Below are 12,729 nucleotides of genomic sequence, written 5' to 3'. Positions count from 1 at the left end.
ACCGTTCGTCAACCTCTATTATTAATCGATTGTTTGTTCTTCGTGTAATTCTTCAATAATTCATTAATATCCTCTTTGGTTTGTTTTGTATCACTTTTCGCACCATTATTTTGTTGACTATTATTAAACCATTCTGGAATTACTTCCTTTTTATTCGTTTTATTTTGTTTTTTATAACTACCCCATTGCTGATATTTTTTGTTTTCAGATTTCGCAAGTACCATTGCTTGTCTAACCGTTTTTATATTTTTTCGCGCCCAGTGACTAGCAATTTTTTCTAAATAGGCTTTAGATAATTTCATATCCGTTTTTAACAAAACATAATGTACTAAAACATTCATAACACCAGAAGAAAGTCCTTGCTGGGTCATGACATCCCCAACTACTTTTAAATCTTGAGGGGATGCTTCATTCCCGCCAGACAAATCCTCTAACAATTGTCTCGGTGAGATGTTTTCGAGCATTTGGATAAACTGCTCCTCTTTGCTCTTTGGTTTCGATTGATTTTCCTCACGAAATGGCTTCTGATCTACCAAATTAGGTTTATTCTTTTGTGTCCCTGACTTAAAGATATCCAGACAAGCAACTTTAAACTCGCTTACATCTAAATAATTTTCATCATTAATTGCCCATAAAAGAGCATTTTCTAACTCTTGGCTGGTTAAATCATATAAAACAACCATTTGGGTCATTAACTTTCGATTGGAAGGGGTTAAAATTTTTGAAGGTTGTATCATACGTTGATGCAACATGTGTTCCATCCACCCAAAATCAATCACATCTTTTGAAATGGCTGGTCCTGTTTTCGTTGGTTCCGATTGCTTTTGTTGATGGTGATTCTTGGCTAAAATCTGAAAGTTTTTTTGTGATTGAAACACTTCATCAAAACGAGCCGTTATGTTATCACTTTGATCAGCTATATAGGAGGATTCACCAACAAATGCTTGATATAAATTGTTATATTTATCATTCCCTAACTGATGATATAACAATTGCGAGAGCATACCATCCTTAAAAAATTCACCAGGACTAAAAGGTGGATGTAGTTGATAAATATAAACACTATTAGGTTCTGACTGTTTTTTATACGTTTCAAGCAAACCTATTCCTTCTAATTTTAACCGTGCTTTATAAATTTCGTCTAGTGGAAGTGACAAGTAAGTCATTAATGTATGATGTGTTTGAGGACTACTGTTTAGATTCACTTGTGTTTCTGTTAAAAGCGTTTGATACAATGATATAGCGTGTATACCAATTAAAGGTTGGTACAAATGTGTTAAAGATTGGAAATAAGTGGTTGAAATTTCTCCTCGAAATAATGAGAAATAGCCTTCTACTGGAAGAAGTTTTCCTATATGGTTTGCTGTCAATGTTTTCAACCCCTTTACATTCCATTAATTTCAATATTTTCGGGAAAGAAAAAAGAGCCGATGTGGCCCATCGGAACTCTATTTCTTATCAGTTCGAATCAAATCCTTTAATTCATCTAAAAATACGTTAATGTCCTTAAATTGACGATATACCGAAGCGAACCGTACATATGCAACTTCATCGATAGAAGACAACCGATCCATTACCATTTCCCCAATATCATCGCTTTGTACTTCAGATGTTCCCCGATTTCGTAGTTCCTTTTCTACTTCAGCAGCAACTGTTTCTATTTGTTCAAGGGCAACGGGTCTTTTTTCACAAGCTTTAATTAATCCCCGCAGTAGCTTTTCTCGGCTAAATTCTTCTCTTGTTCCTTCTTTTTTAACAACGATTAAAGGAACCTCTTCTAACCGCTCAAAGGTTGTAAAACGAAATCCACATTCTTCGCACTCTCTTCTTCTTCTAATGGAACGACCATCTTCAATAGGTCTTGAATCCAATACCTTCGTGCTTTTATATTCACAATTTGGACAACGCATATGTATCAGCCCCGTTAACTTTTACAATTATTACTGTTCTTTTGATGTATCAATAGGTGTTAAATCTTTCTTCAGTTCATCATAAAATTTTGGAATTAACTTATGGCTATACCCTAAATCGAAAGGAATAACTGATTCCGTTGTGACCGATAAATCAATAGCAGTTCGATAAGGTCTAACCATGATTACTGTTGCAATAACAAAAGCTTTACGACCTCGGGAGTAATTTGCACTAATTTCCCCACGTTCCTCTGAAGCTGCTACAATTTCAAACGTAGATGACCGTCTAAACATTTCTTCAACAGCTTTAAACCCTTTTTCCTTTGTTGTTTTAAAGTATCTCGTTTTCAACTGCGGATCCCAATGCTTTTCCGTTGTTTCTGAATGATTATTAAAATACTTATTAAATGTTTGTTGAATTGACATTCACTGCACCTCATTGCATTCATTATAACAGATTTTTTAACAATTCTTATACCATTTTAACACGTTTCTTTAAGGAAAACGATACCATCTTTTAAATTTGGCCGCTCTATTAAAAAATAGTGTTAATATTTTGTATTTTTAAATTCAATACTGAACTTTTCCTACATCTAAATTTGAATCAGGCTGTCCCAAAAAGCAAGGGGTCAGACCCCCTTAGCTACACGTGACATAAAAAATCAATTTGAAAAACCCTTGCTATAATTAGCAAGGGTTTTTCATTATTTAACGACTATAATGCTTTAGATTGATTCACATTCACTGGACCCATACCACGAGGTACTTCAACTTTTTCACAAGTTTTAGATTCCAGTGCTTCTGCAATAAAATCAGTAGCAACATTTGGATCAATAATGTCACCACAAGTATATACATCGATACTTGCATAGCCATGCTCAGGAAAACTGTGGATCGTTAAATGTGACTCAGAAATAATTACTACACCACTCACCCCATAAGGAGCAAATTTGTGGAAAGCAACTTCCCTTATTTCTGCACCAGCTTTTAAAGCTGCATTAACGAAAATTTGTTCTATTAACCCCATATCATTCAGCTTGTCTATATTACAGTCCCACATTTCAGCTATTACGTGTCTTCCCATTGTATCCATTGTATATCTCCCCCTTTAAATTGGCTTCTAAGATATTATGCATGAGCTGCCACGGGGGAAAGTTAGTCCAAAGAGGTCCTAACCCTTTAAGCACCCATTAACGCACATATCCAGAAGATTTTCTTCTTATGAACGTTGACTTGTGCACACTTTTATATTACGCGCAAAAAAAGTATAAATGGTTTACCCCGTTTTGGCAAGAAAAATTACAATTTTTTTCAAAGAACTTCCTCAGGATTAGGAAAAAAGGAACACCTAAAGCGTTCCTTTCTTATTATGAGATATATACTACTCTTTATCCAAAAACAGGTGTTACTAAACATAATTCTGCTTAATCGAGGATTTTCTAGATGATTTTCCAATCAATGAATATTTTTTCTAATTGCTTCCTTGATTGTTCCAAAGAACCGCGGTTATCAATAATAGCATCAGCCATTTCCTGCTTTTGTTTTAGTGGCATTTGAGATTTTATACGACTTTGGGATTCCTCTTCAGTAAATCCATCTCTTTTCATTAGTCGACTTAGTTGAGTATCCTCATCTACGTAAACGACAAGTATTTGATCAACAAGTGCGGTTCGTTTACTTTCAAACAATAATGGAATATCTAATACAACAGCTTTATTTCCAGCATTGATTAGATCTTCTTTTTGGTTAAGCATTGTTTTCCTAACTTCCGGATGTACCATTTTATTTAAAGCTTTACGCTTTTCTTCATCTGAAAAAACAATTTGACCTAATTTGTTTCTATTGATCGTTCGATCGTCATGAAGAATATTTTCACCAAAATAATCAACAATTTTCCGATAAGCTGATTCTCCAGGCTCTACCACTTGTCTCGAAATAACATCTGCATCTATAACCGGAATTCCAAATGTTGTAATCATATTCGAAATAGTGCTCTTGCCACTTGCAATTCCTCCAGTAAGGCCAATCACCATTGCCATTAAAACCACCTCAACCTTCACCAATAAACTGTTGCTGTTGATGTTCTATTACGTTATTTTATAAATTCCTAATAATAATAAGATAATTCCAGGGATAAAGCAAAGACGTTGTATCCAATACCAATTAGAAAACAAAAATCCACATGTTAGGCCTAATTTTAAAAATAACCCTGTAGTCAATCCGATGATGACTGCCGCGAACATAGGTGTAAACCCGAGCATAGCTGCTCCAATTCCGGACCCAAAGGAATCAAGCGAAAGAGCTACACCTAATAAAAACGCTTCTAACCCTGTAATTTTACCTGAACGATCGATATCAGCAGTTAGTGGCTTTTTTAAAATTTGAATAACTAACCCTAGCGATTTAATTTCAAATTTTACTACTTTTGGTTCCTTACACTGTTCACTCGATTGCTTATCTTTTCTAAAAAATTGATAAATGATCCATACACCTATGACAGCCAATACACTACCGCCTATTGCTTCGGTAATCTTTGGTGATAAAAAAGAAGCGGCAATATGTCCTATAATCATCGAAAGATAAAAGGTAAATCCAGCAATGATTGCAATTAAGGAAATCGAACTCACTGGAAGCTTCATTTGTCGAATACCGTAAGTGAACGCTACCGTAAAACTATCTAGACTAACTGCAAATGCAAGTAGTAAAAACGTGGTGATTTCAGCCATGTTATAGCTCCTTTTCCCATTTTATTACTGTATCAGTATATGGATGGAGCCATTTTATTGTGCCTATTTAAGTGGCTGACAGGTTTGACAAAAATGTGTACCTCGGCCGCCTGCTTTTATTTTTGACATTGGTGTTCCACATTTTTTACACGGCTTATTCTCTTGTCCGTAAGCAAAAAGCTCCTGTTGAAACATACCTATTTGCCCCTGTGTATTAACATAAGACCGAATGGTAGTTCCTCCCTTGGCAACCGCTTCTTCCAATGTTAACTTGGCATATTTTTGCAAAAGTCGAACTTCTGTTTTTGTTAGCTTTGAACCTTTTTTTAATGGGTGAACCCCTGCTTTAAAGAGTGTTTCATCTACATAAATGTTCCCTAAGCCAGCAACAACTGTTTGGTCGAGTAAAATATTTTTTATAGATCGATCACTTTTATGAATTTTCGCGTAAAAATCTTCAAACTGAAAACTTTTCTCCAAAGGATCTGGTCCTAATTGATTTAAAGGCTTTTCCAATAACTCCTTGCCTTTTGGAAACAAATGCATCGTACCGAATTTTCGAACATCATTATATCTTAACTCATTCCCATCTTTAAAATGAAAAATAACATGGGTATGCTTTATCATTGGATCATCGTGTTTGAAAACACCATATTTCCCTTCCATTCTTAAATGGGATACGAGAACAAAATCAGTTAATTGAAACAACAAAAACTTACCTTTACGATCAATATCTAATATTTGTTGATTGGAAATTTGATGCTTGAAAACTTCAGCATCATCAGGTTCCTTGATTATTTTCGGCCAAAAAACCGACACAATATCTATTTCCTTTCCGATAACTAACTGTTTTAACGTATTTCTTATTGTTTCCACTTCAGGCAATTCTGGCATACCTAAAACAACCACCTATCTATTTAGCATCATACCATGTTTTTCCGTATGAATAATCAACTTTCAGTGGAACAGTTAATTCCATAGCATTTTCCATTACAGATGGTACTAATTCCTTTAACCGATTCATTTCATCACTAGGTGCTTCTAAGATTAATTCATCATGTACTTGCATTAGCATCCGTGATTGCAAACCTTCCTCTTTTAATGCATGATGAAGATTAATCATAGCTAATTTAATAATATCAGCTGCACTTCCTTGAATTGGCGTATTCATCGCTGTTCGTTCAGCAAAGCTTCTTCGATTAAAATTTCTGTTTGTAATATCGGGTAAATACCTTCTTCTATTCATTAACGTAGTAACATACCCTTTTTGCTTGGCATCTTGAACAATATCCTCCATATAGTCTCTTACACCTGGATAACTATCCAAATAACGATCGATGAATTGCTTTGCTTCTTTTCTTGTAATACCTAAACTTTGTGATAACCCATAGTCACTAATCCCATACACAATTCCAAAGTTTACTGCTTTTGCATGTCTTCTCATATTAGCGGTAACCTCATCTTTATTTACATGAAAGACTTCCATTGCGGTAGTAGTATGAATATCCATTCCATTAACAAAGGCTTGAATTAACTTCTCATCATTTGCGATATGTGCTAATACTCGAAGTTCAATTTGTGAATAATCTGCTGCGAAAATGTACCAGTTTTCTTCTGACGGAACGAATGCTTGTCTAATTTTCCTTCCTTCTTCTAACCGAATAGGGATATTTTGCAAATTAGGTTCTGTCGAGCTTAATCTACCTGTTTGAGTTAATGCTTGATTAAACCTTGTATGGATTTTATTTGTCTCCGGGTGAACAACTTTCAACAAGCCTTCAATATAAGTGGATTGTAATTTTCCTAACTGTCTATACATTAATAACTTAGGAATAATCGGATGCTTATCATATAATTGTTCTAATATATCTGCTGATGTGGAGTAACCTGTTTTCGTTTTTTTAATTACAGGTAAGCCTAACTTTTCAAATAATATTGGTCCCAGCTGCTTTGGAGAATTTACATTAAATTCTTCCCCAGACAGTTCATGAATTTCAGCTTCAATAGCTTGTAACCGTTCTTGTAATTCATCTCCCATTTCTTTTAAACGCGCTTTATCCACTTGGACACCTGTTGCTTCCATCTTTCCAAGAATGATGGCTAATGGTAATTCAAGTTCTTGGAAAAGTTTATCCTGACTATTTTCCTTCAATTCCTTTTCCATGTATTCTTTTAAAGAAAAAATCATGCTCGTTTTTCGTACTAAGTGATCAACAAATTTTTCTTCCTCAGGAATCTTCATCTTTGCACCTTTTCCGTATACCTCTTCATCAAATAAAACAGCTTGTTGTCCCATTCTATGGCTAATTGCCGGAATATCATGATGGTTCTCAGAAGGATCAATCAAATAAGAAGCTAACAACAAATCAAATTCTATTCCTTCCATAGGAACGCCACATCTCAGCAAAGCAACCATTACTTTTTTTGCATCAAATACCCACTTTTTCTTAGCCGGGTTTTTAGCCCATTCTTTAAATACTTCTGACTCCAACGCAATCTCTGTAGGAATGAAGTAATGATTTTGACCATTAACAACTGCAAATCCTTCCATTTTAGAAGTATGATAATTTTCCTCCAGCATCTCCACTTCAAAAGCTTCTTGACCTGTAAACATATCTTCTTTCAACTCTGTTACAACTTTTATATCCAATTTTGGAAGATCGACTTTATCTGCTTCCGCTTGATCTGATTCATCACCACTGACTCTATCAAGTAATGACTTAAACCCAAGCTCTTTAAATATACCGCTAACTTTATTTGCATCAAAGCCTTGATAGCTAATATCTTCTAATTTAACCTCTATTGGAGAGTCACATTGAATCGTAACCAATTCTTTACTCATAAAAGCCTCTTTCTGATGATTCTCCAGCTTCTCTTTTAATTTTTTGCCACTTACTTTGTCTAAATTTTCATAAAGGTTTTCTAATGTTGAAAACTCTTTTAATAACTTAATCGCCGTTTTTTGACCTACCCCAGGAACACCAGGAATATTATCAGAGTTGTCACCCATGAGTGCTTTCATATCAATAATTTGTTCTGGGCTAATTTCTAACTTTTCCTGTAAAAATGATGGTGAATATGTATCAACTTCACTAATACCCTTCCTTGTTAAATTTACGATTACTTGGTCAGATACCAATTGCAGCAAATCTTTATCACCAGAAATAACTTGGACATCCCAATTTTTTTGCTCGGCATCTCTTGATAATGTACCGATGATATCGTCTGCTTCATATTGTTCGAGCTGATAATGTTTGACGTTAAAAGCATCTAAAACTGACTTTAGCAATGGAAATTGTTCAGATAATTCTGGTGGAGTTTTTTGCCTTCCACCCTTATATTCTTGATATGTCTCGTGTCGAAATGTTGTCTTACCTGCATCAAAAGCAACAAGCATATGTGATGGCTTTTCGTTTTCTAAAATTCTCAATAACATTGTTGTAAAACCATAAATTGCATTGGTATAAACACCTTTATCATTACTTAATAAAGGCAAGGCAAAAAATGCACGATAAGCAATACTATTTCCATCTATCAATACAAGTTTATTTTCCATTAACTGCACTCCTTTTAATCACTAAGAATTAACCGAGGTTAATTATACACATTTTATCATTTTTCTATACGATTAGAAAAAATAAGCATCTGACACACAGTCATACCACTCTCTCACGTGATATTATTTGCAGTCAGACACTTATAATGAAAGTTTTTTACTCAAAATAACCTAACAATGTTTCAACATACGGAGAATTTGAAGGTAAAATAATAGTTGTTTCCCCATTTATCGTCTGCTTATAAGATTCTAATGTACGGTATAATTGATAAAACTCTGTATCGCGCTGAAAAGATTCATTATACATGGAAGCAGCTTCTTCCTCTCCTTCTGCTCTTATCTGGGATGCATCTGCATTTGCTTTGGAAAGCATCTCTTTTACCTCACGATCTGTTTGCGCAATCATACGATTCTTTTCAGCTTCACCTTGTGACAAATATTCTTGAGCAGTAGATTCGCGCTCTGAGATCATACGTCTAAATACAGATTGTTCATTTTCATCTGGCAAATCCGTTCGTTTAATTCTTGCATCTACTACACGAATTCCATAACGATCCCGTTCCAACAATAGATTAACTTGTTCCGTAATACGTTCATTTAAATCACCACGAGTACTACCTTCATCATTTATTATTTCATCATAATTTAATCTTCCTAACTCAGACCGAATAACCGAAAAGATAAATTCACCCATTCGAGCTTCAGCATTAAGCTCTGTATTCGCGGTTGATATCATTAACTGCGGATTCGTTATTTCCCAAACGGCATAATTGTCAATAATCATTCGCTTTTTATCTAACGTATTTATCTCCTTTTCTGTTACATCATAGACCAATTTCTTTTGTGGCAGAGTAGTAATGGAATGCAACAATGGAACACGAAACTTCAATCCCGGTTCATCTTCAACTCGAATAACCTCTCCAAATTGACGAACAACCTTATACTCACCCTCTTTAACAATAAAAATACTACTTAATATAAGTCCGATCATTATGAGAGTTATTAAAATGGAGATACCCATTTTCATATACTTTTTATATTCCTTTGGGGTCTTATCCTTTAAATCAACGATATTTTCATCGCTCATTATTTGCACCACCCTCCGTTTGTTCTCCGGTATTATTTTCATCAGGAACAAGTGCTCTTGAGCTATTATTGGTACCAATCGGTAAATATTTAAGCGTGTTTCCTTCATCATTCATAATATATACGTTTGCATTTGGAAGAACCTCTTCTAAAGTTTCGATGACAAGTCGTTGTTTTGTAATGTCTGGATTGTTTTCATAAGCATTAAATAATGCATTGAAAGAAGCAATATCACCTCTCGCCTTTTCTATCCGTTCAATTTTATCACCTTCAGCTCTCGAGATGATTGCATCTTTCTCACCTAGAGCTTCTTCTAATTGCTGATTGCTATATTTTTGTGCTTCATTTCTTTTCGTTTGCATAGTCTCCCTTGCATCGGTAACCTTCATAAAAGCTTGACGAACCTCTTCATTCGGAAGGTCAACTTCTTGTAATTTCACATCTGAAATAGATATTCCGATAGCATAACTGTCAATTAAGCTTACTAGAAGCTCTCTTACTTCATTTTCAATTTCAGCTTTTCCATCAGTTAATGCATCATCTATTGTAGATGAGCCTATAATACTTCTTAACGAGGCAGAAGTGGCACTAAATAAGATTTGCTCAGGGTCATTTGATTGGTAAAGATACTCTGCTGGTTCTGTTATTTTCCACTGTACAACCAAGTCGGCTTGAACAATATTTTCGTCCCCTGTAATCATACGAACTTGACTTGCACTCTCCTGATTTTCTGGACTATAGCCGAAATCCAGACTAAACGTTTCCTTTGATAACACTTCAACTTCTTGAACTGGCCACGGTAATTTAAAATGTAAACCTGGCTGTGTTATATTTTCATCAGCATTTCCAAAGGTTAAGATGACTGCTTGTTCAGACTCATCAACTGTGTACCAGCTTGTTAAGCCTACTATTGCTAATAAACCTAATCCTAGAATCATTGCAAACCACGTGTATATTTGCTTCATTGTCATATATTTATATCTCCTTTCTAACCTATTTACGTTCGTCCTTATGATTTAGTTTCATCTTTTAAAACTTTACTCCTTGAAATGTAAAAAAGGAAGCTTGATGCTTCCTTTTTCCTTTTTTATTTTTTGGGAAATGTTATTTCAAAAGTTGACCCATGATTTAACTTACTGATTACTTTAATTGTTCCATGATGAGCCTCAACGATATGCTTTACGATAGCTAACCCTAAACCAGTACCACCTGTATTTCTACTTCTCGCACGATCCACCCGAAAGAAACGCTCAAATATTCTTTTTTGCATATCCTCTGGAATTCCTATGCCCGTGTCTGTGACAATTACTCGAACAACCTCCTGTTCTTCCTTAACAATTAAATGAACTTCACCATTTTGCGGGGTATAGTTGATGGCATTATTTAGTAAGTTAAGAAACACTTGCTTAAGACGATCAGGGTCGCCTTCCATTTCTGTATCACTATCAATACTAGTAATGAATTGTATAGATTTATTGTTAGCTTGCTGTTCAACAATTGGTAGGATATCTTGTAGAAATTGAGGAAGAGATATGTGTTCATATTTCAGCGTCATCTCATCTTTTTCTAACTTTGATAGTTCAAGCAGATCATATACTAATGCTTGTAATCTTTCACTTTCCTTTAAAATAATTGTTAAAAACTCATTTCTCAAGTCCTCATTTTCCATTGCACCATCCAACAAGGTTTCTGCAAAGCCCCGAATGGAAGTAATTGGGGTTTTTAATTCATGAGAAACGTTAGCAACAAAATCCTTTCTCATCTGTTCAATACGCTTGTGCTCAGTAATGTCATGAAAAACAAGTACAACACCCTTTAAGTCATGCTTCTCATTAAAAATAGGTGCTCCAACAATTTCAAAATATTTTTTCTCAATTTCCATAGAAAATACAAATGAATTTTTAACCTTTTCCTCATATAAAAAAGCTTCTTGTACTGCATTATGAATTTTCACTTGATCGATTACATCGTAATATAAGTAACCAATATAATCATTCGATTGCTTACCAAACATATTTAAAAATTTACGGTTAACTAGATGCACATATCCTTTGTCATTAATGAACATGACACCACTTTCCATATTATCAATAACTGTTCGCAGCTGACTTGCTTGAATTTTCTCTTGTATAACCATTTCTTGAAGGCTTCGCGCTAATACATTAATGGAATGGCTAAGCTTTCCGGCATCTCCATAATAATTAACATAGGTTCTTGCTTTATAATTTCCTTTTACTAATTCATCGGCTACTAATGCCGCCGAACGAACTGGCTTCATATATTTTTCAAAAATATTGTATATTAGAACAAGAAAAACAATGAGACCACTAATAAGAGCGAATGAAGCAATTATTTTTTCGTTACCACTAATCAGTGGAATGATTATCAAACCCATACTTATCATGACAGCAATTACAATCACAATATATGTAAAAAAAAGGCGTGAATTTGATGAAGTCATAGATTAGGCTCCTCCATTTTATACCCAAGCCCGCGAATCGTTTTAATATAAACAGGATGCTTTGTTTCCGGTTCAATTTTTTCTCTTAAATGGCTAATATGAACATCAACAATCCGAGTATCTCCTACAAAATCATAATTCCAAACCGCACTTAATAATTGATCTCTCGATAACACCTTACCTTTATGCTTTGCGAGATAAAGGAGTAATTCAAATTCCTTTCGAGTAAACGTTAATGTTTCATCATTAATCATAGCTTCATATTGTTCGGGGTAAATAATGATTTCGCCAATTTTTATAACAGGCTTGTCTAACTCTGATTCTCTTTTAACTGTTCTTCTTAAAATTGCTTTTATTCTAGCAACAACTTCCTTTGGACTAAATGGCTTTGTTAAATAATCATCCGCACCTAATTCTAGTCCCAGTACTTTATCAAATTCATCATCCTTTGCCGTTAACATGAGAATGGGAGTTTCTATTTGACGCTGTCTTAGTTGTTTACATACTTCCGTACCATCTAATTCAGGAAGCATTAAATCAAGTACAATAAGATCAAATGACTTTTCTGTTGCTTTATTTAAAGCTTCCATTCCTGTATAGGCAACTTCTGTCGCAAATCCTGATTTTTCAATATTGTATTTTAATAGTGTTACTATAGATTCTTCATCATCTACAATTAGGACTTTTTGGATCATAGCTATCACCTCATCTAATATTCTATGTTCATCATACAATGAAGGTAAATTGATGTGAATACTAGTAACGAATAAACTAACCCTATTGTTTGTAAAAATTTTTTTACAATTCTATAGACTTTTTTTACAATGCGCATTTTGATTCTTAATATCGTTCCTTTTGGACAAGCAAAAAGAGGCTGTTGCCCAAAAAGCCTTTTTAAAATGGACCCTGTAGAATAGACAGTTTAAAAAAAGAGGCTTGTCCTTGAACTTTTTACTGACTCTGTTTTGCAGGGTCTTTTTTTTGTTATAG

12 protein-coding genes are annotated in these 12,729 nt (G+C 34.5%); all 12 read right to left on the bottom strand.

Annotated elements, in window-relative coordinates; translation table 11 throughout:
* Positions 1-8: 8 nt before the first annotated feature.
* Positions 9-1,370 carry a replication initiation and membrane attachment family protein gene (locus JOC48_RS11995; RefSeq protein ID WP_204500018.1) on the bottom strand — a complete coding sequence of 454 codons (1,362 nt, stop codon included), beginning with the start codon at positions 1,368-1,370 and terminating at the stop codon, positions 9-11.
* 78 nt (positions 1,371-1,448) lie between these two features.
* On the bottom strand, positions 1,449-1,910 hold the full coding sequence (gene nrdR / locus JOC48_RS11990; RefSeq protein WP_204500015.1) for a transcriptional regulator NrdR: 462 nt from the start codon (positions 1,908-1,910) through the stop codon (positions 1,449-1,451).
* Positions 1,911-1,940: 30 nt separating this feature from the next.
* Positions 1,941-2,336 (bottom strand): cytosolic protein, encoded by a 396-nt coding sequence (locus JOC48_RS11985; RefSeq protein ID WP_204500013.1) that lies wholly within the window; start codon positions 2,334-2,336, stop codon positions 1,941-1,943.
* A gap of 289 nt (positions 2,337-2,625) precedes the next feature.
* The gene (gene speD, locus JOC48_RS11980) at positions 2,626-3,003 is read right to left on the bottom strand and encodes an adenosylmethionine decarboxylase (RefSeq protein ID WP_204500011.1); all 378 of its coding nucleotides are present in this window, start codon (positions 3,001-3,003) and stop codon (positions 2,626-2,628) included.
* A 346-nt stretch (positions 3,004-3,349) separates the two neighbouring features.
* Positions 3,350-3,949 carry a dephospho-CoA kinase gene (coaE, locus tag JOC48_RS11975; protein ID WP_204500009.1) on the bottom strand — a complete coding sequence of 200 codons (600 nt, stop codon included), beginning with the start codon at positions 3,947-3,949 and terminating at the stop codon, positions 3,350-3,352.
* 48 nt (positions 3,950-3,997) lie between these two features.
* Positions 3,998-4,636, bottom strand: coding sequence for a sporulation membrane protein YtaF (gene ytaF, locus JOC48_RS11970; protein WP_204500007.1), 639 nt, complete (start codon positions 4,634-4,636; stop codon positions 3,998-4,000).
* 63 nt (positions 4,637-4,699) lie between these two features.
* Positions 4,700-5,530 (bottom strand): DNA-formamidopyrimidine glycosylase, encoded by an 831-nt coding sequence (mutM, locus tag JOC48_RS11965; protein WP_204500005.1) that lies wholly within the window; start codon positions 5,528-5,530, stop codon positions 4,700-4,702.
* Between the two features lie 19 nt (positions 5,531-5,549).
* Entirely contained in the window at positions 5,550-8,192 is a 2,643-nt protein-coding gene (polA, locus tag JOC48_RS11960; protein ID WP_204500003.1) for a DNA polymerase I, read from the bottom strand.
* Positions 8,193-8,349: 157 nt separating this feature from the next.
* Entirely contained in the window at positions 8,350-9,279 is a 930-nt protein-coding gene (gene hflC / locus JOC48_RS11955) for a protease modulator HflC (protein ID WP_204500000.1), read from the bottom strand.
* Positions 9,269-10,249 carry an FtsH protease activity modulator HflK gene (gene hflK / locus JOC48_RS11950; protein WP_204499998.1) on the bottom strand — a complete coding sequence of 327 codons (981 nt, stop codon included), beginning with the start codon at positions 10,247-10,249 and terminating at the stop codon, positions 9,269-9,271. Before hflK ends, hflC begins: the two co-directional genes overlap by 11 nt.
* Positions 10,250-10,365: 116 nt before the next feature.
* Positions 10,366-11,739 (bottom strand): two-component system histidine kinase PnpS, encoded by a 1,374-nt coding sequence (pnpS, locus tag JOC48_RS11945; protein ID WP_204499996.1) that lies wholly within the window; start codon positions 11,737-11,739, stop codon positions 10,366-10,368.
* Positions 11,736-12,434, bottom strand: coding sequence for a response regulator transcription factor (locus JOC48_RS11940; RefSeq protein WP_204499994.1), 699 nt, complete (start codon positions 12,432-12,434; stop codon positions 11,736-11,738). The genes pnpS and JOC48_RS11940 overlap by 4 nt, the downstream gene beginning before the upstream one ends.
* Between the last annotated feature and the right edge of the window lie 295 nt (positions 12,435-12,729).

Origin of the sequence: Aquibacillus albus, from assembly GCF_016908325.1 — a bacterium.
Taxonomy (GTDB): domain Bacteria; phylum Bacillota; class Bacilli; order Bacillales; family Amphibacillaceae; genus Aquibacillus_A; species Aquibacillus_A albus.
Note: the sequence above shows the minus strand (reverse complement) of the source record. Positions and strands in the feature narration are given on the sequence as shown.